Origin of the sequence: Neptuniibacter sp., from assembly GCF_024231755.1 — a bacterium.
In the GTDB taxonomy this organism is placed as follows: domain Bacteria; phylum Pseudomonadota; class Gammaproteobacteria; order Pseudomonadales; family Balneatricaceae; genus Neptuniibacter.
Genome location: NZ_JAAEQH010000213.1, coordinates 1 through 24,931, shown reverse-complemented (window position 1 = coordinate 24,931; position 24,931 = coordinate 1). Strand labels below are relative to the sequence as shown.

22 protein-coding genes and 1 tRNA gene are annotated in these 24,931 nt (G+C 45.3%); 10 read left to right on the top strand and 13 right to left on the bottom strand.

The annotated features are described in order from the left end of the window. Positions 1–8: 8 nt before the first annotated feature. Both GY843_RS11060 and GY843_RS11055 read right to left on the bottom strand, forming a co-directional pair. A complete protein-coding gene (locus GY843_RS11060) occupies positions 9–1,109 on the bottom strand; it encodes a DUF1835 domain-containing protein (protein ID WP_297309511.1) in 1,101 nt (366 codons plus the stop codon). Between the two features lie 60 nt (positions 1,110–1,169). Continuing rightward, a complete protein-coding gene (locus GY843_RS11055) occupies positions 1,170–1,703 on the bottom strand; it encodes a DinB family protein (RefSeq protein ID WP_297309509.1) in 534 nt (177 codons plus the stop codon). A 106-nt stretch (positions 1,704–1,809) separates the two neighbouring features. On the opposite strand from GY843_RS11055, the gene GY843_RS11050 reads away from it, so the two are divergent. Beyond that, the gene (locus GY843_RS11050; protein WP_297309507.1) at positions 1,810–3,057 is read left to right on the top strand and encodes a glycosyltransferase; all 1,248 of its coding nucleotides are present in this window, start codon (positions 1,810–1,812) and stop codon (positions 3,055–3,057) included. Positions 3,058–3,127: 70 nt separating this feature from the next. After that, positions 3,128–4,270 (top strand): chromate efflux transporter, encoded by a 1,143-nt coding sequence (chrA, locus tag GY843_RS11045; RefSeq protein ID WP_297309505.1) that lies wholly within the window; start codon positions 3,128–3,130, stop codon positions 4,268–4,270. A gap of 5 nt (positions 4,271–4,275) precedes the next feature. Here the strand turns inward: chrA and GY843_RS11040 are convergent, their stop codons facing one another. The 3 genes from GY843_RS11040 to gorA all read right to left on the bottom strand — a co-directional run bounded on the left by GY843_RS11040 (position 4,276) and on the right by gorA (position 10,025). Then, the gene (locus tag GY843_RS11040) at positions 4,276–7,536 is read right to left on the bottom strand and encodes an EAL domain-containing protein (RefSeq protein WP_297309503.1); all 3,261 of its coding nucleotides are present in this window, start codon (positions 7,534–7,536) and stop codon (positions 4,276–4,278) included. Then, positions 7,536–8,411: a cytochrome c peroxidase gene (locus GY843_RS11035; RefSeq protein ID WP_297309500.1), complete on the bottom strand. Its 876-nt coding sequence runs from the start codon at positions 8,409–8,411 to the stop codon at positions 7,536–7,538. The genes GY843_RS11040 and GY843_RS11035 overlap by 1 nt, the downstream gene beginning before the upstream one ends. 255 nt (positions 8,412–8,666) lie before the next feature. Further along, positions 8,667–10,025, bottom strand: coding sequence for a glutathione-disulfide reductase (gene gorA / locus GY843_RS11030; RefSeq protein WP_297309498.1), 1,359 nt, complete (start codon positions 10,023–10,025; stop codon positions 8,667–8,669). Positions 10,026–10,244: 219 nt separating this feature from the next. Here gorA and xthA point away from each other — a divergent pair, with 219 nt between their 5' ends. The 4 genes from xthA (at position 10,245) to GY843_RS11010 (ending at position 13,781) form a co-directional block, all read left to right on the top strand. Next, positions 10,245–11,060: an exodeoxyribonuclease III gene (gene xthA, locus GY843_RS11025; protein WP_297309496.1), complete on the top strand. Its 816-nt coding sequence runs from the start codon at positions 10,245–10,247 to the stop codon at positions 11,058–11,060. Between the two features lie 108 nt (positions 11,061–11,168). Beyond that, positions 11,169–12,434, top strand: a complete 1,266-nt coding sequence (locus GY843_RS11020; RefSeq protein ID WP_297309495.1) for a DEAD/DEAH box helicase — start codon at positions 11,169–11,171, stop codon at positions 12,432–12,434. A 161-nt stretch (positions 12,435–12,595) separates the two neighbouring features. Further along, complete coding sequence (locus GY843_RS11015; protein ID WP_297309493.1) at positions 12,596–13,216, top strand: LysE family translocator; 621 nt, start codon at positions 12,596–12,598, stop codon at positions 13,214–13,216. A gap of 94 nt (positions 13,217–13,310) precedes the next feature. Next, positions 13,311–13,781, top strand: a complete 471-nt coding sequence (locus GY843_RS11010; RefSeq protein WP_297309491.1) for a chemotaxis protein CheX — start codon at positions 13,311–13,313, stop codon at positions 13,779–13,781. 55 nt (positions 13,782–13,836) lie between these two features. Here GY843_RS11010 and GY843_RS11005 read toward each other — a convergent pair whose 3' ends face one another. Together GY843_RS11005 and GY843_RS11000 are read right to left on the bottom strand one after the other, a co-directional pair. Then, the gene (locus tag GY843_RS11005; protein ID WP_297309488.1) at positions 13,837–14,100 is read right to left on the bottom strand and encodes a hypothetical protein; all 264 of its coding nucleotides are present in this window, start codon (positions 14,098–14,100) and stop codon (positions 13,837–13,839) included. Then, positions 14,100–15,029 carry a universal stress protein gene (locus GY843_RS11000; RefSeq protein WP_297309486.1) on the bottom strand — a complete coding sequence of 310 codons (930 nt, stop codon included), beginning with the start codon at positions 15,027–15,029 and terminating at the stop codon, positions 14,100–14,102. The genes GY843_RS11005 and GY843_RS11000 overlap by 1 nt, the downstream gene beginning before the upstream one ends. Before the next feature lie 211 nt (positions 15,030–15,240). On the opposite strand from GY843_RS11000, the gene GY843_RS10995 reads away from it, so the two are divergent. Both GY843_RS10995 and GY843_RS10990 read left to right on the top strand, forming a co-directional pair. Next, positions 15,241–15,654 carry a DUF2892 domain-containing protein gene (locus GY843_RS10995; RefSeq protein ID WP_297309484.1) on the top strand — a complete coding sequence of 138 codons (414 nt, stop codon included), beginning with the start codon at positions 15,241–15,243 and terminating at the stop codon, positions 15,652–15,654. 233 nt (positions 15,655–15,887) lie between these two features. Next, entirely contained in the window at positions 15,888–17,096 is a 1,209-nt protein-coding gene (locus GY843_RS10990) for a GGDEF domain-containing protein (RefSeq protein WP_297309482.1), read from the top strand. 3 nt (positions 17,097–17,099) lie between these two features. Here GY843_RS10990 and GY843_RS10985 read toward each other — a convergent pair whose 3' ends face one another. Then, positions 17,100–17,537: an NUDIX domain-containing protein gene (locus GY843_RS10985; protein ID WP_297309477.1), complete on the bottom strand. Its 438-nt coding sequence runs from the start codon at positions 17,535–17,537 to the stop codon at positions 17,100–17,102. An 84-nt stretch (positions 17,538–17,621) separates the two neighbouring features. Here GY843_RS10985 and GY843_RS10980 point away from each other — a divergent pair, with 84 nt between their 5' ends. After that, positions 17,622–18,119: a DinB family protein gene (locus GY843_RS10980; protein ID WP_297309473.1), complete on the top strand. Its 498-nt coding sequence runs from the start codon at positions 17,622–17,624 to the stop codon at positions 18,117–18,119. Between the two features lies 1 nt (position 18,120). Here GY843_RS10980 and GY843_RS10975 read toward each other — a convergent pair whose 3' ends face one another. Genes GY843_RS10975 through GY843_RS10965 form a run of 3 tightly spaced genes read right to left on the bottom strand, consistent with a single transcriptional unit; the run spans position 18,121 to position 22,839 of the window. After that, the gene (locus GY843_RS10975) at positions 18,121–19,431 is read right to left on the bottom strand and encodes a hypothetical protein (protein WP_297309470.1); all 1,311 of its coding nucleotides are present in this window, start codon (positions 19,429–19,431) and stop codon (positions 18,121–18,123) included. Beyond that, positions 19,431–20,252: an outer membrane lipoprotein-sorting protein gene (locus GY843_RS10970; protein WP_297309468.1), complete on the bottom strand. Its 822-nt coding sequence runs from the start codon at positions 20,250–20,252 to the stop codon at positions 19,431–19,433. The genes GY843_RS10975 and GY843_RS10970 overlap by 1 nt, the downstream gene beginning before the upstream one ends. Then, positions 20,245–22,839, bottom strand: coding sequence for an MMPL family transporter (locus GY843_RS10965; protein WP_297309466.1), 2,595 nt, complete (start codon positions 22,837–22,839; stop codon positions 20,245–20,247). The genes GY843_RS10970 and GY843_RS10965 overlap by 8 nt, the downstream gene beginning before the upstream one ends. A gap of 292 nt (positions 22,840–23,131) precedes the next feature. Here GY843_RS10965 and GY843_RS10960 point away from each other — a divergent pair, with 292 nt between their 5' ends. Then, the gene (locus tag GY843_RS10960) at positions 23,132–23,416 is read left to right on the top strand and encodes a helix-turn-helix transcriptional regulator (protein WP_297309538.1); all 285 of its coding nucleotides are present in this window, start codon (positions 23,132–23,134) and stop codon (positions 23,414–23,416) included. A gap of 339 nt (positions 23,417–23,755) precedes the next feature. On the opposite strand, the gene GY843_RS10955 is transcribed toward GY843_RS10960, so the two are convergent. Together GY843_RS10955 and GY843_RS10950 are read right to left on the bottom strand one after the other, a co-directional pair. Next, complete coding sequence (locus GY843_RS10955) at positions 23,756–24,682, bottom strand: sensor domain-containing diguanylate cyclase (protein ID WP_297309464.1); 927 nt, start codon at positions 24,680–24,682, stop codon at positions 23,756–23,758. 133 nt (positions 24,683–24,815) lie between these two features. Then, positions 24,816–24,891 (bottom strand) — tRNA-Val (locus GY843_RS10950). Positions 24,892–24,931: the final 40 nt, after the last annotated feature.

Sequence of the window (24,931 nt, the reverse complement as noted above, 5' to 3'; positions counted from 1 at the left end):
TCTTGCTGTCAGGCTTTCACAAATCGCTTATTAGCCTGATCCCAGTACCAGGTCTGCTGATCCGTAATATGTACTCCACCGCGCCATAGGTCATAACCGTTTAGCTCCCGCCAATGGGCTTGGCCCATCAGAGCTTTGGCCCCGGTCTCTGTTAAGCGATACACAGGTTTATCCCCCGGTATAGCTGCCACATAGGGTACCGCTGCATTACAAAGGCGATTTAACTCCATTCGAACAGACAGGTCGCCCATAAAGGGGGCAACTTCCAATTGCTGCAGATGATGGAAAATACGGCCAAAGGTAGCAGGCCCTGTAAGAATGGAATAATAGCGCTGATCAGCATTTTCACCATCAGAAAGTACACCTTGCCTCTCCATTTGTTGTAACTGAAGGTGCAGTGCTGGTAACTCATCTGGAGCCTTAAGCAAGGCGAGTAAAATATAGGTTTGGGTAAGTGTTAATCCCGTTTCTAAAGCGGGATATTCGCAGCAAAAGCGGCGTAAGGCTTCTGCCATAAACGGCCAGCCCTCAACCTCTGAGCCTACTAATGCCGCTAATCTATCCGGAGTATCTGACAGTAAAACCTGCCAAACATCTGCAGCTGCTTGTAGCTGATAACCGGTCAGTGTTGATCTGGACGGAAACAGTTCTTCAAGTAAAGGAGGCGTAAGGTTCCCAAGACCATGGAATACAGGTACTTCCGGATGGTTATCAATACAGATAATTGAAATAACCGGCAGCCTGTTAGTGTCCAACTGCAGCAGACGAAAGCAGATCTCTGCCAACTGTAATTGATCATAAAGATCATGCTCAAACCAAAGCACAATCTCATCGTATTTAGCTTGATCGTCCGTAATGGAATCAAACAAACCCTGTCTCTTTATAAAGTCCTCCGCTATTGCAGCTGCAGTTAACTGCGGCCCTTCTGGATCTTCGGCTAACAACTCACTCAGATAGCCTGATCTGGCTTTTACAAACAGCGAATAATCACCAGCCGGCATAGGACCATCATGTAGCAGGTCCCGCCAACATAGAATCTCGTCATCCTTAGAAAACAGAAGAGTTAGCATCTCCCCTGCCACATCGCCGTTCGTTATATGTAACTTCACACCTATTTCCCTTATATCGGTTACAGCTTACTGATAGCAGTATAAGGGAATTTCACAGTTTTAGGCTTCTGGGATAACCACAAGTAGATCAGTCGCCGTCAGTTCAATGTCATTCTGATTCAGCAGTGTTGTGATCTGACCACGGTGATGGGTCTGGTGATTAAAGAAATGCTGCATCAGATATCCAAAACGTTTCTCAAACTTGTTTCCTTGCATATTGCAGTAAGCCAAAGGGTAAGACATATCGTATGCTTCCACCTCATCACACATATCAACAATAATCCTATCCAGTAGGTAACGGGCATCGCGTAGCTCTTCAAAGTCTGTATATAAGGTGCTGCTTAATGTTTCGGGGTATGGATAACTATCCAATTCTTGTAAAGCAGGAAATCGTGAGGGATGCTCGGCAAAACGCCTTAACCAAATCAGATCACCAACCATAAGATGATTCAGCGTGCCTATGACCGAACCAAAGAAAGCCCCTTGGTCCCTGCCTAAATCCTCTCCATTCAACTCACTGGCCGCTTCATAAATAGTTTCATTCATCCATTGGTTATAGCGAGCCATCAATTCAAAATGATCTTTCAGTGTCATTCTTTTCTCCTTTTGATGGATCCATTAAAACAAGCAAAGATGACAACTTATAGATTCCTTGCCTGCTCTGGGTAAAATACAGCTCTCTCTTCATGATGGTGCTTTTATGTTCTCTGTTTTAGTCATAGGTTATGTCTGGCCCGAACCCAACTCCTCAGCCGCGGGTAGCCATATGATGTCGCTTTTACGCCTGTTTAAGAAACAAGGTTGGCAGATAACCTTTGCCAGTCCAGCGCAAGAAACAGAGCATATGATTGATCTACAAAGCGAAGGCATCACAAGTAGAAACATCACCTTAAACTGCAGCAGTTTTGATCAATTTATTCAGGAGCTTCAACCCGACATTGTCATGTTTGATCGCTTTATGATGGAGGAACAGTTCGGTTGGAGAGTTGAAAAAAACTGCCCTCAAGCCATGCGTATTCTTGATACAGAAGACCTGCAATGCCTACGTAATGCTCGTCATCAGGCTGTAAAGCAAGACAGAGAGATGGAATTAAAAGACCTCTACTGCGATCTAGCGAAAAGAGAGATAGCCGCAATTTACCGTTCAGACCTATCCCTGATTATCTCCAGTTATGAAATGCAGCTGCTGCAAGAACAATTTCATATGCCTGCAGCACAGATTCATCACCTTCCTTTTATGCTGGATCTTAATGCTCTACCTGCCAATACTCCATCCTATGAGCAGCGTAAAAATTTCATAATGATCGGCAACTTTCGGCATGCACCTAATTGGGATTCTGTTCTGCAAATGCAGCAGCTATGGCCTCAGATAAGGCAGCAACTTAAAGCGAGAGGTGTTGTAGATGCAGAGTTGCATATCTACGGCTCCTACCCACCACCCAAAGCCACAGCACTTAATAATCCTAAGTCGGGATTTCTGGTTAAAGGCTGGGCAGATGATGCCTACGAGGTGATGCAACAGGCTAGAGTTTGCCTAGCGCCACTGCGCTTTGGCGCGGGTATTAAAGGTAAACTATTGGATGCAATGGTTTGCGGTACTCCCAGTGCCACTACAAACGTAGGTTCAGAAGGTATGACTAATGGTCAGGAATGGCCCGGGATTGTTGCAAGAAATGATCAAGAATTTATAGAGCAAGCAGTAAAACTCTACTGTGATAGAGAATTCTGGCAACACAAACAGAAACAAACCACTCCTCTACTTACAACGATTTATAACGGTTCTCTCTGCGGCCCTCAGCTCATTGATCGGATACTAGACCTCAAGGGGAATCTAGATCATCACCGCTTACAGAACTTCACCGGCGCTATGCTCAACCATCACAGCATGAAAAGCACACAATACATGTCACAATGGATTGAAGAAAAAAATAAAACTCTCTCTTCTTAAACGACCACATCGTCATTAAACAGTAACAGCAAAGTCTTAATCTGCTGTCTATTTTAATAATGGATCAGTGATGAACCAGGTCTGGGAAGTTTTCTGGCGTTTTCTACTATTGGGTTGTACAAGCTTTGGTGGCCCTGCAGCACATTTAGGGTATTTTCAGAAAACATTCGTCCAGGAAAATAAATGGATTGATCAGGAAGCCTATGCCCGCCTTATATCACTAAGTCAGTTTCTCCCTGGCCCTGGTTCCAGCCAAGTGGGTTTTGCTCTCGGTTTACGCAGGGCTGGCCTTGCCGGTGGTATCGCTGCATTTCTCGGTTTTACCCTACCCTCATTTCTGATCCTATATTTCCTAGCTGTTATGAATATTCAGGGGGAAGACTCAATCATTACTGCAGTGGTGCATGGCCTGAAACTACTTGCGGTGGTTATAGTTGCTGATGCTGTCTTAAATATGCAGCGTAGTTTCTGTAAAGAAACTTCTGCACTGTACATCGCTATATTTACTGCTGTTGCGCTGCTGTTAGCTCCGGGGTTATGGACTCAGATGAGCATACTACTTCTTGCTGCAGGCGCCGGCATTCTTCTCTACAAAGGGGAGATTAAGACGATAGAAAAACCAATCAAAGCCAATAAACTGCCCTTAATAACTTTTTTAGTACTGTTTCTGCTATTACCACTGCTAGCAATGATGTCGGACTGGGCAGCCCTTTTCTCAGCTTTTTATCAAGCGGGTAGTCTGGTGTTTGGAGGCGGTCATGTCGTTCTGCCTTTGTTACAACAAAGCATCGGAGAGGCTATTTCACCGGATAGGTTTATTCTCGGTTACGCCGCAGCTCAGGCGATCCCTGGACCAATGTTTACTCTAGCAACATTCCTAGGTGCAGATATGATGGAAAACCTTCCCCTGTTAGGAGCCATCATCGCGACCCTCGGAGTTTTTTTACCCGGTTTTCTACTGATACTTAGTCTGCAGGGTGCATGGGAATCGTTAGCTCATCAATCCAAAGTAGCCGGGGCGGTCTGGGGAATCAACGCAGCAGTAGTTGGACTACTTCTGGCGGCACTCTATCAACCTGTTTTTATCAGCACGGTAAGTTCGCCTGCAGATATGGCCGCGGTCATTATCGGTTTCTTTATACTGCAACGATTTAAACCACCTATTCTGTTGCTGGTAGCTGGTTTTGCTTTAATGGGTATACTGCTTCGATAGGTAACTTAAATAACGTATTCCGGTAGTAAAAGCTCATCAGAATCTGATTGCGGATACATCTGTTCATGATGCTCAATCCAACTGATCAGATCCTCTTTTGCCATCGGTTTTGCGTAGAAGTAACCCTGAACATAATCACAGCCAAGCTGGGCGATGATATCCAGTTGGTTTCCAGTTTCCACGCCTTCAGCAATAACATCCAGATTTAAACTTTCCGCCATTGAGATAATGGCGTTAACTAAAGAAGAAGCGTCCCCGCTACCGTCTAGATCAGCTACAAAAGCCCGGTCAATTTTCAGGATATCAATAGGGAAGCGTTTCAGATAACTGAGAGATGAGTATCCGGTGCCGAAATCATCGATGGACAGTTTAACCTGGAGGTCCTTAATCGCCTTCAGCCACGCCATGATATCCCTATCACCATCAAACAGCAGACTCTCTGTGAGCTCCAGCGACAAGTAATCTCCAGAAAAACCACTCAATTCCAAAATGCCTGCTATCTTGCCGGCATCAAAACCTAGGCGATACTGCTGGCTAGATACATTTACGGATAAATGGAATTTTCTACCGATCTGATGGATCTCTTGAATATCCTGACAAGCACGCATCAACACCATCTCTCCCAGTGGCGCGATCAGACCGCTCTCCTCAGCTACTGGAATAAATTCATAGGGAGAGATATTACCTTCCTCAGGCTGGAACCAACGTAACAGAGCTTCTACACCAAAGATTTTGTGAGTTTTGGCATCGATAATCGGCTGATAGAAAACCTCAAGTTCTCCTTCTTCAAGCCCTTTACGCAGCATATGCTCCAGAACAACGCGGCGGTTGACCCGCTCCTGCATCTTTCTTGCGAAGAAGTGGAACTGATTTCGTCCTGATTCCTTCGCTTTATACATCGCAAGATCAGCCAGGCGAAGTAACTCAACAGGCACATCAGAATCAGTAGGTGTCATAGTGATGCCCACACTGGCCCCAGAGAAGACCTCATAACCATTAAGATCGAACGGCTGCCCCAGAGCATTAATGACTTTTTCAGCCACAACCGCCGCACTTTCTGCTGAGGGGATATCCGTTAACAGAATAACAAATTCATCTCCGCCAAAACGAGAGATGGTATCGCTCTCGCGCACAACCGATTTGAGACGCTCAGCCACTTCAACCAGTAGTCGATCTCCTACCTCATGCCCCATTGTGTCGTTGACCCGCTTGAACCTGTCCAGATCAACAAACAACAGGCTGCTAAGATGCCCACTACGTTTAGAAACAGTAATATCATGCTCAATTCGGTCCATCAGCAGAGTACGATTTGGCAAACCAGTTAAACCATCATAATAGGCCTGATAGTGGATCTGCTCTTCGTGCGCTTTACGCTCTGACATATCCGAAAGCACACCAATGTATTGAGCAGCTTTACCCTCATCATCATGTACCACACTGATCGATAACCACTGTGGATAGAGCGTACCATCCTTCTTCTTGTTCCATACTTCAGAAGACCAGCAACCCTCGCTCCAAAGTTCTTCCCACATCTTTTGGTAAAAATCGGCGCCATGCTTACCCGAGCTGAGAATCGCTGGGCTCTTACCTAAAACATCATATTCGCTGTAGCCGGTGATTGTGGTAAATGCAGGATTAACTGCAGTAATGTTAAGGTCAGGATCGGTAATCATAATACCTTCCTGAGTGGCCTCAAAAACCGCAGCAGCCATCTTCAAATCATCATTGGCTTTTTTCTGCTGAGTAATATCTTCTTTCACTGCAACAAAATGGGTGATCTGGCCATGACTATCTTTGATAGGCGATATGGAAGCAGACTCCCAATAATTAGTGCCATCTTTTTTCTGGTTATAAAATGTGCCACGCCACTCTTTTCCAGAAAGCAACTCCTGCCACATTGAAGCGTACTCTTTCTCTGAAGAGTAACCCGATTTCAGGATCTTCGGATTCTGACCGACAGCTTCTTCAAAACTATAACCAGTCACCTGTTCAAATTTAGGATTGATATACTCGATAGTGCCATCAATATTGGTAATAACTATTGACGCGGGACTCTGCTCAACCGCGCTACCTAACTGGCGCAGCTGAAGTTCTGCCTCTTTATAATCAGTGATATCAACCCGTACACATACCAGACCACCATCACTGGTCTTGGTGTCCGTGGCTTGTAACCAAGCCCCATTAGTCGTTTTTTGCAGGGTGAATTGTTGACCTGTTTTGTCGTCTTCATGGCAAAAACTCTCAAAGATAAATTCAGAACTGCGATGCTCTAATTCATCCAAAGTAGCGGGGTATTTCCTGATATCTGTCAGTCCATACAGCTCCAGCCAACGGCTATTGGTTAAGCGTAATGTGCCGTCATTTGCATAAAGAGCAAATCCCTCTGACAAGCGCTCAACAGCATCATGTAATAAATTGCTTGCCTCTTCCGCTTCAACACGGGCCTTATCTAAACGGCGCAAAATAAATATGAGATATCCCACTAGCGCCACACAAAGCAGCAAGAGTTGAATACTCATAGTCTTTATTCTGGCAACCTCGGAAGCATGAAATGCCAGATAACTAGAACGAAGCTCGCCTAACGCCTCTTTGCTTGGGACTGAAAGGTATGTGGCCTTTAGAGCGGATAAACGCTTCTGATTATTCAAGCTGAATGTCAGATGTTGGGAAAAGTTTTTAAATAACAGATCATCCGGGTGATTGTTCAACCAACGCTGCACCAAATCCATTTTACCCACAAGCTCTTCCCTACTGGAGTCACTTCCCAAGTGGCTATATGACATCAACCAAGTTACAAACTCTCGTGGATGCACCAGATACCTGAAGGGATGCTGATCCAGCTCCGCACTCAGTGTAGGCAGGTATAACAACCCATTACGCACCGAAGCTGACTGGGTTTTTAATCTTTCGATAAGTTCTAATTTGATCTGCAAGTTGTTAAGTAATTCAGCAGAATCTTCGGCTACATCAGATGGGACACCAACAAAGCCTTCACCCTCTTTACTACCTAAACCTATACGTAAATTAGTGAACTGATCATATAAACCGACCAGTGAGTCATACTGCTGCATATTAGCAGTAAGGATCTGTAACGCTATTAGGTCTAACTGAGCATCAAGTTCATCCGCTATCAGAAGAGAACTAACCCTTTCGGAGTGCAGATCGGAGTGCTGGGTGTTTACCCTAAAAAAGAACAGCAGAAGCGCACATAGAGCTACAACCAGTCCAGCCTGTAGAAAAACCGAATTGGAAACTCCTTGCTTCATTATTGAGATAGCTCCGGGTGCTGGCCAACCAGAGTATGTAAAAACTTAGAAATTTTACTCACATCGCTACGATTTATTTGTCGACCCAACTGGTAATGGGCCATCATCTGAATAGCATCCTCCAGGCTGGAAACACTGGCATCATGAAAGAAATATTTCTGTAACGCTGCCAAACGCAGGCTAGGCACTTTGAACAAATGCTTATCTACTTCATTGCCCGTAACGTTATACCTGCCGAAATCTGCTTTAGTAACAGGTTGACCACGATCAGCAAAATAGTCCCCCATTGTTCCCATATAAGCATACATATTACCGCCAACATTTTTCCCTTGATGGCAGCTGATACAGCCATATGCTTTGAATAGCGAGTAGCCTTCTTTTTCATCTTCAGTTAAAGCTGATTCATCACCCTGTAACCATTGGTCGAAACTCGAGTTCAAGGTGACTAAAGAACGCTCAAACGTAGCAATCAGATCAACAATATTTGCAGCCGTAATACCGTCGGGATATAAGTTCTCAAAACGTTTTTGTAACGTTTTATCCTGACTTAACTTATTCACCACCTGACCCCAATGGCTCCCCATTTCCACTGGATCATGCACAGGGCCTGATACCTGATTCTCTAGAGTGCGGCTTCGCCCGTCCCAAAACTGGGCGATATTATAGGTAGTGTTGTAAACCGTGGGGGAACGGGTAGCTCCCCTCTTATCATCGATACCAACTGAACGAGGCAAACTATCTGAGCCATTGGTTTTAAGATCATGACAAGTTTCACAGCTAACGGAGTTGTCACGGGATAACCGTTTATCCTTAAATAACTGACGTCCAAGTTCTACTTTTTCGGCCGACAGTCCGGGCACCGCCGTCAAAGGCATAATTGGCTCTTGAGCAGAAACACTCACAGGAAAAGTGAACAAAGAGAGCAAGAAGAGTAAACGCATTATCAGTATTATTAAAATATTATCTACTACCTCAATGATCCTATCACATGCTGTTTGTGTGGTTAATCAAAGGCTCATAATCAATACATCTAATAATCTAAGCTCATATTTCTTTTCGTTTAAAGCCGTACCTTATTACATAAAAAAGGCCCGCAAAATTGGGCCTTTAAGTACAAGTTACGCGTAGAGCTAGTTTGAAACTGGGTCACGCATAGTAACAAACTCTTCCGCAGCAGTAGGATGGATACCAATAGTGCTATCAAACACCTCTTTGGTTGCTCCCGCCTTCAAAGCAATACCGATACCCTGAATAATCTCACCCGCATCTGGACCAACCATATGCACGCCCAGGACCTTACGGGAATCAGCATCCACCAGCATCTTCATAAAAGTACGCTCTTCACTGCCACTTAATGTGTGCTTCATGGCACGGAACTCAGATTTATAGACTTCAATATTACTGTACTGCTCACGGGCCTGTTCTTCGCTTAAACCCACAGTACCAATATTTGGCTGGCAGAATACAGCGGTAGGAATCAGGTCATAATCCACTTTCTGTTTAGCCCCAGCGTACAGGTTGCGTACCAGAGCCATACCCTCAGCCAGCGCTACTGGCGTCAGCTGCACCCGATCGATTACATCGCCTACCGCGTAGACAGAAGGTACATTCGTCTGAAACTCATCGTTAACAACAATAGCGCCGTTCTTCGCCTGTTCGATACCCAACTGTTCCAGACCAAGCCCCTCAACCTTTGGATTACGGCCTGTTGCATACATGATCAGATCCGTTTCGATAGTAGAACCGTCTGTCATCTGAGCCAGATAGGAACCATCAGCTTGTTTTTCAATAGATTCCACATTGTTGTTAAACAGCAGATCAACGCCTTTCTTTGCCACTTCCTGTGCAGTGAACTGACGGATCTCATTATCAAATCCACGTAAGAAAAGATCACCCCGGTAAGCCAGCTTTGTTTCCGCTCCCAGGCCTGCAAAGATACCTGCAAACTCAACTGCGATATAACCACCACCTACAACCAGCGCTCTTTTCGGAAATTCATCCAGATAGAAAACTTCGTTGGAACTGATGATGTGCTCTTTACCCGGAATCTCCGGCACATTGGGCCAGCCACCTACAGCAACCAGAATTCTCTCTGCGGTGTAATGCTTGCCTGCTACTTCAACCGTGTGCGGGTCAACCAAAGTGGCACGGCCATTGATAAGCTCACATCCTGAGTTCACTAACAGGTTCTGATAGATGCCATTAAGACGCTCGATCTCTTTGGTTTTGTTATCACGCAGAGTTGGCCAATCAAACTCAACACCTTTATTGGTTAAACCAAAACCCGCTGCTTCCTCGAAACCTTCAGCATAGTGTGACGCATAAACAAACAGTTTCTTTGGAACACAGCCTACATTGACACAAGTCCCACCCAAGTGACGATCTTCAGCAATGGCAACCTTAACACCCATACCAGCAGCCATACGTGCCGCGCGGACACCACCTGAACCAGCACCAATTACAAACAGATCAAAATCATATTCAGCCACAATAGGCTCCTCTATCTCATGGGGAATTTGAGATACTCAAAGTCCCCTTTAATTCTTGTGTCTTTTGTCGATGATCCAACTCTACCGAACCACTTTAGATCAAACCAATTAAGAAAGTTTAGTACGCTGATAAAAAAAACTAATTCGTGATCGGTATTAATTGTCCGGGATGTCCAATAGAATCCCCTTTCTCCATTCTTCGATAAGGATTAGCCACCTATGAAACTGGTTTGCTTCAACGTCAACGGACTTCGCTCACGCCTGCATCAGCTACAGGCAGTTATCGACAAATATCAGCCAGACGTTATCGGTCTACAGGAAACCAAAGTTCATGACGAGGCTTTCCCGATGGAAGATGTGAAGGCAATGGGTTACGAAGTTGAGATCCATGGTCAGAAAGGCCATTACGGTGTTTGCCTGATTTCTAAGAAACCACTGCAGAACGTACAGAAAGGCTTCCTGACCGACGAAGAAGATGCACAACGTCGTATGATTATGGGTGACTACCAAACCGACAGCGGCGAGGTTGTACGGGTTCTGAACGGTTATTTCCCGCAGGGTGAAAACGTCGAGCACGAAGTTAAATTCCCAGCAAAACGCAAGTTTTACGCAGACCTACAGAGCCACCTGGAAGAACAGTGTTCCCCAGAACAGAATATCGTTGTGATGGGGGATCTGAATATCTCCCCAGAAGATAAAGATATTGGTATAGGGGAACCAAACCGCAAACGCTGGTTAAAAACCGGTAAAGCCAGTTTCCAGCCCGAAGAGCGCGAGTGGTATGCGAAGCTGACAGGCTGGGGGCTGACCGATAGCTTCCGTCACCAGAATCCTGACGAAGATCAGGTATTCAGCTGGTTCGATTACCGCTCCCGTGGTTTTGATGCAGAGCCAAAACGTGGTCTGCGTATTGATGGCATTCTGCTCACAGCGTCTCTGTTGGAGAAATGCAAAAACAGCGGTGTCGATTACGAACTACGAGGCATGGAAAAACCTTCTGACCACGCGCCAATCTGGGCAGAACTGGACATTTAAGGCGATCCGTCACCAGGGGTCTAACTGTACAAGGCCCCTCACCACAAACAGATCTGCAGTTTCTGTTAGAATTACCTCCCACTGAGTCCCTTATAAAGTACCTTTTCTATGTCATTTACCTCCCTTGGCCTGTCCGAGTTTCTCCTTAAATCTCTTAAAGACCTAGGCTATGAACAGCCTACACCGATTCAGGAAAAAGCTATCCCAGCCATATTGGAAGGTGATGACATTCTAGCCGCTGCGGAAACCGGATCAGGTAAGACAGCAGGCTTTACCTTGCCTATTCTGGAGCGGCTTGTTAAAGCGCTCCCACCCCAGGGAAATCTGGTGACAGCATTGGTGCTGGTACCTACCCGCGAGCTGGCCGTTCAGGTAGAGGAAGCCATCAGACAATACGCTCGCTTCTTCCCTAGAAAATTAAAAACACTGGCAGTCTTTGGTGGCGTTTCCATCAATAACCAGATGCAGGCCATGCGTGGTGGCTGTGACATCGTAGTGGCAACACCTGGGCGATTACTGGATCTGGTTGATCGTAACGCAGTTGACCTCAGAGCGGTTACCACACTAGTACTTGATGAAGCCGATCGTATGCTTGATCTGGGCTTTGCTGATGAACTGGATGAGATTCTTGATGAACTCCCCAACCAACGCCAGAACCTATTGTTCTCAGCAACCTTCCCTAAGGGTGTTAAAACACTTACTGAAGACTTGCTGGATAGCCCAGTTGAAATCGAGATAAAGCAGGAAAGTACAATTCCGGAACAGCTGGTCCAGCGTGCAATTGAAGTTGATCGAAACAACCGAACAATGCTGCTTAAGTACCTTCTGAAACAGAAACAGTGGTCCCAGATACTGATCTTTGTCGCCAGCAAACGCACGGCCAATAACGTAGAGATGAAACTCTACCGTTCTGGTATTCAAGCCCAGACCCTGCATGGGGACCTGACACAAACTGAGCGTACACAGGCGTTAAAAGATTTTCGCACTGGCCGCTGTAAAATTCTGATCGCAACCGACCTAGCTGCGCGTGGAATCGATATTCCCAATCTTCCCTGTGTACTTAACTACGATCTGCCACGCTCTCCAGCAGATTATGTTCATAGAATTGGCCGTACAGCCCGTGCCGGAGAGATCGGTCAGGCCCTTTCTTTTGTTGATCATGAAGGTGATGCACACTTCAAGCTCATTGAGAAACGTATTCAACAACAAATATCTCGAGAGCAGATTGAAGGCTTTGAACGCTCCAAAGATATACCGGAATCAGTAACCGCAAAAAAAGGGAAAGCGCCAGTTAAGGGCAAACGTAAGAGTAAGAAAGATAAACTCCGTGAAGCTGCGGCACTGAAAGCCCAAAATGATGCGCAAAAGCAATAACCGCAAACTGTGCTGTTTTTAAAACCAACACAGAGATCAAACCACCAAACTGTACTGATTTTATTTATACCAACCTGAATCTGTAATGCATTAATAACTCAAACGATAATAGTTCCAATCACAGTTGCCACAACAACGGTTAAAATATTGAAGGCAAAATAATGGAACTCTATATCGCTATTCTGGTGTTCGCTGTTTCAACAACAGTAACTCCCGGCCCCAACAACATCATGATTCTTAGCTCCGGTGTTAACTACGGCGTAAAACGCAGTTTGCCGCACCTATTAGGGATCTGTATCGGCTTTCCCTTGATGGTAGCCGCGGTGGGCCTGGGCTTTGGCTCGGTATTTGAGAGTTTCCCAATTTTCCATGAGCTGATTAAAGTAATGGGACTTACCTATCTGCTCTATCTGGCATGGAAAGTAGCAACCGCGTCAACCGGCCCACTGGAAACTAAGGACAATAACTCCAGACCGATGACATTTATTCAGGCCGTTTTATTTCAGTGGGTGAATCCCAAAGCCTGGATTATGGCTACAGGCGCGATCGCTGCATATACGAGTCAGGACAGCTCTATCCTGCTACAGGTGATAGTGATCTCCACAGTCTTCTTTATCGCAGCTTTCCCTTGCGTGGGTGTGTGGCTGTTTTTTGGATCTTTAATACAAAAGTACTTAAAAGATGAAGTATTCCAGAAAACATTTAATGTTATAATGGCTGCCCTTTTGGTTATATCTGTATTACCTGTCGTGAAAGATCTGTCAGCAACGTATCTCGTCTGATCTGTTCATAGGATAGCAACACCCTGATCATCAGGTTGTCACCTTTAACGGGTAATCTATTTTTTGTATTAGTAGTTGTAGATAGATTTCATAGATGAACTCTCAGTTTATAAACCCATTTCTCGCTTCGATTTGTAATACGCTAGAAACGATGGCTATGCTAGCCTCTGTTCCAGGCAAACCTGCACTAAAGAAAGGAGCCAGTGCAGGTGGAGAGATCACCGGCATCATAGGCATGGCCGGAGACAAGGTTAAGGGCTCTTTTGCAATTTCTTTTAGCAAACCACTTATCCTACAAGTGGCTGAAAATATGCTTGGGGAAACCTTTAGCGACATTGATGAAACTGTCATAGACCTGGTAGGCGAACTTACCAACATCTCAACAGGCGGCGCGAAAGCAAAACTGGCTGATGACGGTCACAACTTTAATATGGCCACTCCCGTAATTGTCAGTGGCAAAGACCATAGAATAGAGCATTCACTGAAAGGACCGGTTATCACTATCCCTTTTGAAACAGAGTATGGTTTTTTCTTTGTAGAGATCAGCTTTACTCCATCAAACTGATCCCTACTTATTGTGTTTACTGAGCAAGAGTGTTGTGTTTACTAAGCAAGAGGGCTCAGAGAAACAAGGTCAGCGTACACAGTAATGGCGTAATAAACGCCAAAGTAAAGCATTTGCCAATTACCTGAATCATACTGTGTTGTGGGTTTTTCCAGACATAAAGCCCGTTAATAAGCGCAGTAAGTGGTATCGCGATCATGCCTATCAGAAAAGCGGCTAATCCAGCCCAAGACCCATTTCCCTGATTCATTGAAGCAATAATAAACACCACCAACACTTGAGCTGCAGCTGGCAGAAAAACGCCTATTAAGTAGCGCATTATTCAGGAACCGGACATTCAAAATCGGCTTTCTTCACTAAAAGCACGTCACAATCCACGTGATCTACCACATGTTCAATAGTGCTGCCTACCAGTATTCTATCAAGCACACTGCGGGCTACCGCACCCATCACAACAATATCGATATTATTATGCTGAGCATAATTACTGATGGTCAGATCAGTCTCCCCTTTCAATACATCCACCTGATGAGAATCAGTTGATAGATCAAACTCTTTGAGTAACTGATCACAACTGCCAAAGTGGAGCTTTTCAACCTTACCCTGGAGCGCTTCATAATCTGTCACTAGATGTTCATCAAAGATCGCCTCATGAGGAAGAGAGTTATAGCAGTGCAGTATCCTCAGTTCAGACAACCCCTCTTTTGCCAGGGTCAAACTGCTGGATAATATCTCCTTATCCAATTCCGCATGTTCATCCCCCTCATGTAAAGGGTCAATACAGGCGGTGATCCGGGTTATCTCATTCCAAGGGCGATCCTTTACAAACAAGACAGGGACCGGACACTTACGCGCCACCTGCCAGTCAACCGAAGCAAACAGGTAATGTCCTAGCCGATTATGCGGCTGAATTGGATGCATCACTAGGTCAGGCTGATAGCGCAGAACTTTTCTGACAATACCCTCCCCCTGATGTCGATTCCATGAAGCATCAAAATCGACATTTAATCCCGCGGCGATAAGCGGCTGACACAAATCTTCCAGCTTCGCCTCAACCTGACGAACATAAGCATGTTCCACATGTTGTTCCTGGTCCCGATCAAAGAGATAACTCTGTTTGATCGAACGGTTATAACAACAGTTGAATAGCTCAAGTGAAGCCCCATACTGCCTCGCCATCATCGCAGCTTTCTGCAACAGCGTTGCAGGATCATGTTTAAGGTCGATATTCACCAGGATTTTGTCCATTACCCTCTCCAGATCAAACGTCTCCTCTTCTTTGATTCTGGACAGAAAATCGCATCAGCGCCAGCCCATAGTCATTAGCCATTTGGCTTATAACTTTTCAACAAGGGAAATGGGCGGTTTATAAGAAATAAAGCTAATCAAAATATTCATATTAGATATTACTTATATATAATATACCCAACTGAATTCGAAAATTTCGCAGGTATATTACATGTCTATCAATGCAGCCCTTCGCCTTATGGCAGGTACAGTTATCCTGATCAGCCTTGCTCTGGGAACCTATATTAATGCTAACTGGTATTACCTGACCGGTTTTGTTGGCCTAAACCTTCTACAGTCAGGTTTCACTAAATGGTGCCCTGCGGTGTTCTTCTTCCAGAAACTTGGCCTAAAAGCTGAAGCTTGTGTCAGTGAAGGCATGAGTGTTCACCAGGGGCTGCATATCATTGCTGGTTCTGTTGTGTTGTTGACCGTAGCTGCCGTTATGGTTCTGGCAATGCCTGCAAATCTTCTGATCATCACTGCAGTTGTGGGTGTGAGCCTGGCTCAATCGGCATTCACCGGATGGTGCCCTGCGATGTCAGTAGCTCAGTTGTTGGGCTTTAAGAAAACGGAATCTGCTTAGCCGAATAGGTACACGCGGAATCACTACTCTCCTGGATTATTTCACTCAAATATCCGCTTTAGCCGGGCTCTCTGAGTCCGGTTTTTTTATAACTAAAAACAATATTTTTTCTATACGAAGAGCTACAATAGCCCCATATTTCAAACAAGCGGGTTGGATTTTTGTTGCTTAGGATTGCCGGTTTAATTGTCCCGTCGTTACTCCTTCTAATTGGAGCAGGGTTTCTATTACCCATGGCGGCACAGCTCAGTCCCGAATATCAGCACATTGTCACTCTGACACCCTATCCGTTGGCACTAATAGTCGCACTACTGGGTTACGGCTTTAATCGCAGTCGCATCCTTTTCGCCGCGCTAAACCTTATAGCCGCCTACTGGTTGATCCAAATTGGACTGCAAACTAGCCTCAATCAGCCAGATGCGTTTGTGCTGTTCAGCATGCTTTCTCTGCTGCTTCCAGTACACCTTGCCCTCATCTCTCTTTACAAAGAGCGTGGGCTGTTAACCCCTATCGGCATCATCCGTGTACTGCTGATCGTACTGAGCTACTTGCCGCTCTACGTACTCTTGAAAAATGGTTCGCTGGCACTCTATCTACCTGATCTTCCAATGGTGATGCTAGAGATGCTCCTGCACGAATATTACCTCAGTGAAGCAGCTGCACTGACTTTCGGGCTCAGCCTCATTCCGGTTTTTGTCTCTTTTATTCTGCGTAAAACTTACACTGATGCTGCCCTGTTTGCCGCCATTATCTCCGCCCTGATTATGCTGAGCTGGTTTAACCAACCACTGATCTCGGCACTGTTTGTATCAGCAAGCCTAATTGCCCTGGCCATTTCGGTAGTACAAAACTCCTACCGAATGGCATTTATCGATGAACTAACCTGTATCCCTGCTCGTAGAGCGCTGCAGGATAAACTATCAACACTGGGTAAGAAGTACACACTAGCAATGTGTGATATCGACCACTTCAAAAAATTCAACGATACCTACGGCCACGATGTAGGCGATCAGGTTCTTAAAATGGTGGCAGCTAAGCTGAACCAGGTCAGTGGCGGAGGCAAAGCCTACCGTTATGGTGGTGAAGAATTCACTCTGGTTTTCCCCGGCAAGAACGAAGCTGAAGCCTTGCCATACATTGAACAACTACGCGAAACCATCGCTAACTATCCAATGCACATCCGTAATCAGAACCGCCCTGAAGATAATGAACAAGGACAAAAGTTGCGTAAGAATGCACCAGAGACGGAAGTTGTCAGTGTGACTATCAGTATCGGTTTTTGTGAAAAAACAGCCGAACTAACCGATCCACAAGCGGTTATCAAAAAAGCTGACGAAGCCCTATACACCTCTAAGAAAAATGGCAGAAACTGCTCAACGCCAGCGAATTTCCAGCCTGAGAAGAAATCAAGGCGCCGGGGACAAAGGCATGACTACGCTTAACAGTCAGTTACTCGATGAATCCTCAACCAAGCTATCCTGATAACACTTAACGGCGACTCTATCCGGCTTATTTGCGAGAGACACATTCTTTAGAGGGCTCCAAACCAACTGCTGTAACTCATTATTAAGCACCCTGCCCGACCACTTTGTAACCACAAAATAGTGCAACAGTTGTGGTCCAAACTTATCAAACTGTTCTGAGCATAAGAATGTGTAAGCGAGAGGTGTTACCCCTAGTTCCTCTTCAACCTCGCGCAATAACGTTTCAACTTGTGTCTCACCTGCCTCAAAATGCCCACCGGGAATATTAAGATAACTTTCGCCGCATGCATCATTGAAGCGTTTTTCGAGAAGAATCTGATCATTCTCGACCAACAAGAAACAAACGCACTCTCTACGTTCCATTACTTCTCCAAAACGATTCTCCAAAACAACACCCATAGCAAATCCGGGCAACCATTGTTATTTCACCCGAAGGTTTCTCTCTTTATACTCAAAACATCTGTTCCCAAAAAGACATCAACAATGCAACTCAAAGAAAAACTTGTTCAATTGGTAGAATATAAACGCTGGGCGAACCAATTAACCTTTGCCGCGCTAGGGGAGTTGCCAACAGAGGAGCTTGTCAAACCTCGCCCAACCCGCTTTGGCAACATGTTGCATACCTTGAATCATGTTTATGTCATCGATGATATTTTTAAGGCACATCTTCTTTCCCAACCCCATATCTACACCGAGCGTAACACTGTGTCTCACCCTCCGTTAGAGACTTTGCAGCAACAACAGGAACAGATGGATTTATGGTATTTAGATTACATCGAAACTCTCGAAGAAAGCTTTCTATCTGACATTATTGAGTTCAGATTTGTAGACGGAAAAGAAGGGGAAATGACGCGATCCGATATTATTCTTCACGTGGTAAATCACGGGACTTATCACCGAGGGTTTGTAGCAGATATGATGTACCAAGTACCTGCTACTCCTCCAGCAAATGACTTAACCGTTTACCTACAGAATTTATAGTTCAGTAGCTCCAACGCACTCTAGCATAAATATTTGACGCATTTTCAAACTGCCCAAAGAATGAATGCGCCTGCTTACCACCAAACAGATTGCCACCCACAGTTAAACTCAGCTCATCATTAAACCGGTACTTCACCGATGGACGGTGATAGTAGTCCTGATCTGTTGGAGAGTAGAAACTGAACCAGCTCATGACCAGGTTGTCCTGCATAGCGCTGTAGGTCAGACGCAGGGTCCAGAGTTCTCTGTTTTCATCAGGACGATAAGGAGAGCCACCATCGTTGGCAGCCAAATCATCATAGTCTTGGATATGTTCGAGGTAGTACTGCACACCCATAGTCAGTTTAGGCACCAGCTCCTGCTCATAACCCAGCAGGAAACGCAGCTGATTGTTCGGCAGCGTTGGATCTGCCCCGCTGTCATCTTCACCGTTGTACCAGGCAAGCTCTGCATGGCCGATACCACCAGCAACATTCGTGCGTAGACTAGCCCCAAGGCTATTCATCGGTGAAAAGTATGCCTGACCGCTACTGTTTAATGCATTAGGCTGTTTCCAGAACCCTCGGTAAGCGTAAACAGCCCACTCGGTGTTACTACTTCCAAACAATTGGGCCGAGCCATGTAAACGAGCGGCAAATTCACCATTGGAGAATGTTTCAGCTGGATATTCCGGGGACAACTTTCCTGTTGGAGCAGCTGCCTGAGAACCACTCATGGGCGAGAAATAGGAAAAGCGCTCACCTTCGATAAACTGATCATGGGCAAACACAGGCGTCCAGACAAAATCCAGATTGGCACTTTCTCCATAGTAGGAAAGCTTCAAGCTGGTTGATGGAGCCTTAAGGTATTCATCATCCCGTCCTGAAAAGAACGACTGCCAATCTTTGGCGAATAGATCATTCAGGAACACCAGATCACCCGTTCCCCAGGTCAGTATCTGATGACCAGCGCGTAGATCGACTGAATCACTCAGTGACATATCCATCAGTGCTTCACGTAGATGCAGCTGCAGCCCACTATCAACACCATCAGCGCTCTCTAAATAAAGATCAAGCTTACCACTGAACCGCACATCCCCGCGGTAGGTTTCCACTTCTATACGACCTCTAAGTTCAGCCAATGTCAGGTCATCATCAGCCATGACCAGATCATTATCCGTTCTCCCTCCCCCTGCCAGCTCTATAAAGCCATGTAGTTGGGTCTCCTGTTTATCTTCATCACCCCAGGCATCATCTCCCCAATCATCTGATGCATAGAGAGGTGTTGCCATTAGAGCTAGCAGTAGTGAGATTGCTCGGGTTGCAAACGGCATTATTTACTTCTCCGTAACCATTCACGTGGTGGTCTACGCAAAGAACGTTCGCTAAAGACCGCCTGTTCCATCCCCAGATCGTATTTCTGGAAACGAAATTCCAAAGTAGTTGAACCGCCGCTACGCAGATCGGAAACCCGCGACTTAGTTACAGTAGCATGTCCCTGAATCTCTTCGCTGGCCAATACCTCAACACGGCGATAAAGCTCTCCGTTTTCATCCAGATACTCGATCTTTTCCGGCAGGAATGTCACTTTGTTGATCCAGGCAGTGTATTGGCTGAACTCAACGCTGGAGCTATCCAACGGTTTATTCTCCACTACATAGTGCTCTGCAGTAGTTTCCAACAGGGTATGGCTGTCTTCCTCTGTGCCACGTCCGGATACATCTTCATAGAAGTAGTGGGAGCCAACAAAGCTAGTACGCTTATCACCAGCAGAGATACGTTTTACCAGATCCAAACCCGGTAAGTAGAGCCAGCGGTCATCATCATTACCTGGCTTTTTCGCTACCAGAAATACCGTATTACGCACATCAGCCGGGCGGCTGAAAACTACCAGAAAGTCTTGCTCTCCACCCTCTTCTCGATCACGACGCAGAATAGTGAACTGACGCTTCTGCTCCCGACCCTGCGCATCTTTGATCAGCATTCGTGCTTCTGAACGACCATCGTCACCAGCGTAGTAAGAGGTCAGGTTAGCTTGGGTCACGATCTCGTTAGCATCGGTAAGATCAGCTGCAAATACACTCAATGAGGTAATCATCAGAGCAGCTGCAGTAATTGCTTTAATAGCCACTGTAGTAAAAACTTGTTTAAGCATTTTCCTTCTCCTCATTGGCGTGAACAGAGAACAGACTTTCTTTATCTTTAATTCCGTTAATAACAGCAGGTAGCAGTATCACGGTCACCACAGCAGAAACAGCCATAATCATCGCCAGGAAGAATCCTACGGTGATGTATGGAACCAACGGCGCAAACAACAACGGTGTAAAACCAACCGCAACCACAACCGCATTCCGACTAATAGCTCGCGCTGGGCCTTTATAAACCTCATCGATAGTGGCAGGCCAGTTGCCGGTTTTACGATAGATAGCTCGACAACGCTCAAGGAAATGGATAGCAAAGTCCACGGAAAGTCCTAATGTCAGAGCAGAAAGCACCGCAATAGGCATATCGTAATCCTTGCCGATAAAACCAATCAGGCCATAGATAAACAGAATCGTAACTGACAAAGGCAACATCGCCAGCAGACCAATTTTGATTGAGCGGAACAGTAACAGCATCATCAGCAGTACCATAAAGAAGGCACTGATCAAACTGTTGAGCATGCCGCTGACCATCTGCTCCTGCCAGACTACGTTAATATATGTCAGCCCCGCCCAATTCATCTCAACATTCTGCGGCAGAGGATTCTCCGCTACGTACTGATCAACCAGATCAAGCACACGGCTCATATCTTGATTGTCACCGCTCTTCAGCTGGAGCCATAGCGCGGTAGAACTGTAATCTGTTGTTACCATATGCCACAGGTCATCTGGACGATGGGAGGACTGGAAACTAAGGATAGTCTGCGCCGCAGCGGTCGCATTAGCTGGCAACTGGTACTGACTGTCATCACCACCTTGCAGCTCACGGTAAACCGTCTTCAGTAGAGTAACCAAAGAGTTACTTTTACCGACCAGTTCCGAACTATTCAGATAATTCTGCAAACCTTCCAGGTAGCCCAGCGCTTCTGGCGTTAGGAAATATTTACTCTCAGCCTGAACACTTTCAACGATATCCAACATCGCCAGCCACTGTTCTTCATTATCCGCATCTTCATAAGCGGCATCATCCAGAGCAAAACTGAGTTTCTCCAGCATTGAATTAAATGGCAGCCCCTGGTTTTCCTTCAACATTAGGTCCAGGTTAGCCGATACATCAGATGATTTGACCTCTCCCTTCAGTGAGCTGATCAACGCTTCCCTCTCACTGGAAGGCGTCGCTTTTTCTAGTACCAGAAATGCATCGTAAGTACCTGAGAAGTGGCTGTTCATCACTTTATCAGCAATACGAAGGCGATGATCTTCTTTAAACCAACGCACCGGATTATCGTTAATCTGAATAGTTGTAAGTCCGTAGATAGAAACCGCTACTAGTGCGATAAACGTGACAACCAGACCTTTTGATTTAGCAATAGAGAATCGACCTGTTACAGCAAGCAACTTACCCAACAGACCCGATGACTCTTCATCGATTGAATGATCTTTAAGGGCAGCCAAACGCTGGTCAGAAAGACTGACAATATAAGCCGGAACCAATGTAATGGTGAGTAGGAAAGCCAGCAAAATACCGAAAGCTACATGCAGCCCAAAGATCTGTACTGGCGGTATAGGCGTAAAAGCGAGTGATGCAAAACCTACTGCAGAGGTAACCGAGGTATACAACATCGGTGTAAACAGATGACCTACCACCTCTCTTAGAGCCTTATGTGGTTTTTCACCCGGCTTATAACGATCAGCAAATTCTGAAAGGATGTGTACTGAATCGACAACAGCTATGGGCATAAGGAAGATCGGAATCATCGAGCTCATAATATGAACGGTATAACCCTGACCTATCAGCAACCCCATAGTGATAATAACCGCTCCCATGGCAACCAGCATTGGCGCAGTGATTAGTAACATAGAGCGGAAGAAAACCCACATCAACACAAAGATCATCAAGCCCGCCAGCGGTGCTGAGATCGCCATCTGGATAAACATCTCAACGCCGAAGGTATCCTCTGCTACCGGCAGGCCAGCCATATAGAATTGATTACCCGATTGCGGTGAAGCGGACTTGAGCTCATCAATCTTGCTCTGAATCTCTTTTGAAAGACGATAGCTCTCAGATTTGGAAACAATCGGAATATAGATGCCTGCCGCCTTAGCATCGCCGGAAACCAATGTATTGTGTAGCAGAGGTAAACGTTCTACAGACTGCTTAATTACGAGCGCCTGTTCGGATGTGGTTGGCGCTGATTTCATCATCCATTCAAAACGAATCGTTCCAGGCTGATCTGGCATCTGACTGATATTATCAACCGTGTTCAGCGCCATGAGATCTTGACGAATAACACCATCCATCGCCTGTACAGCAGTAGAAAGTTTATGCAGATCAGATAGAGTTTGTGGGTTGTAGATTCCATCTTGGTGCTCTGTATTAACAACACCAACCACGATCATGTCATACAGAGAGAAGCGTTGTTTCATCTCATCATGGAATACTCTGTCAGCCTGATCATGAGGCAGCATATTTTCCGGATCAGTATCAACTTTGATACTCGGAATCTGTATAGCAGCCAGAATAACCATAGCCAGAATCGTGAAGAAAACCTGCTTCGGTTTTTCCATAGAAACCGCAACGATCCACGCTTTAAAACCCATTAGCCACACCTATTGAAACTTCATTAGAAATTATTAATATGGCAATTATATTAGTATTATCTAATATTTCAACTAGGCTAAATTAGAAAATTGCGAAACAAGCAGTAATTCGGTAGTATTTGTAATGTTATAAAAACACCAATACTAATAACTATAAAGTCGATTAATCGACCCCAAAGCGCGACGCTGATGGAGAAGAGTCTCCCAAAACGATAAGTAAAACACAGCGGTTCGGAGTGATAAGTTGAACGATACAAATGCAGCAACATTAGATGCTGAAACCTTAGAGATGATGAAAGCAAATGCAAGTCAGGCAGCCAAGCTGATGAAGGCGCTAGGCAATGAGAGCCGCTTGCTTATTCTTTGCTACCTTGATGGAAAAGAGCTTTCCGTAACAGAATTAAACAATTGCCTGGATCTGAGCCAATCAGCTCTATCTCAACATTTAGCGGTACTTCGCAAAGATGGCCTGGTAAAAACCAGACGAGAATCTCAGACTATTTTTTACTCACTGCAAGGTGATACCGCAAAACGTATCATTCACACACTACATGAAATGTTCTGTCCAACGATGTGATGAGTAAAAACATTCAATAAAAAAGCCGTGTCATAATGACGCGGCTTTTTTATTTGGTATTAAGTAACTAGGGAACCTACGAATAAGTCTCATACTTTCTCAGTGGGTTATAAAACGACCAGATACGCGAAAGTCAACGCAGTGAAATGTCGAGACCTTTTCAAGCTGACTGACAAAGTAGATGGTCGTTTTAGAACCCACCCTACGGGGCTTACAGAGCAACTGAATCACTTTGTTAATGATTTTCGACAGGCAACCATCATGCCTGTAATCATTGCCTCGTGCTTCAATTGCTCTGTAAGCCTGAGTCGTATAGGACTTGTTTGTAGCTTCCCTCGGTTAAGAGGAAGTAGAATCCTGAACCACATCACCAATATGCTGGTTGATAAGGACAGTTCTGTTACCCCCTGAACTCTTAGATTGATACATAGCTAGGTCTGAACGTTGAACTACTTGGTCGGGTTTTTCCGAACCATTAGTCTCAGTGACCCCAAGGCTCATGGAAACTTTAGCAATACCCCCGCTCCCCTTCTCAACACTGTAAGGACACTTCGTATTGAATAGGTATCGAATACGCTCTGCAGTTTTCGCTGCTGCTTCAATACCCGTATCAGGCAGAAGCACCATGAATTCATCACCGCCATAACGTACTGCTATATCTGACAGGCGAAGCGCCTCATGTAATAACTCACCAACCGTTCTAAGAATACGGTCGCCCTCTATATGGCCTAACGAGTCATTAACTTTTTTAAAGTTGTCCAGATCAAAACAGATAAGGCTGAGATCATGCTTGTAACGCTTGGATCGATCCAGCTCTTTTGCCAGAACCTGATAAAAATGACGCTGGTTATACAAACCTGTCAGCTCATCAGTGATAGAAAGCTTATGTAGTTGCCGTTCAAGGTTGTGCCGCTCGGTGAGGTCGTGGAAAAAGCCGATGCTGCTTCCCTCATCTTTATCCACAATTGCAGCAGAAAGTCTGACAGGGACTGTATTACCGTTTATGGTCATAACAGTCGCTTCATAACCTTCAATTGAACCACTTTCCCCGCATTCATCAGAAAACATGAGGCGTTTTATCTGACGAGCAGAATCAAGATCAGGATAGATTGAGGTAATACTAAGCTTCCCTACAACATCTGCAGCAGCATAACCCAGTAGCTTTTCTGCAGCAGCATTGAAAAGCTGAATAATCCCAGTTCCATCAACCCCAATAACAGGATCAGGACATAAGGATACCAGTACTCTCTCATCTACGTTATTCACAAATAATTCCTAGTTTATTTTTATGATTGCGGAAATTTATTGGGCATAAACAATACATGTTTAAACAAATAAATACAAAAAGTTATAAACAACAGAATAAGTAGAAGAAAAAACAAGGAATGAATCTTTGAAGTGGTGGGCGTGGAGAGGCTCGAACTCCCGACATTCGCCTTGTAAGGGCGACGCTCTCCCAACTGAGCTACACGCCCACTTCAGAAGTGCCTAGTCTAGTACCTTTCAGGCAATTTT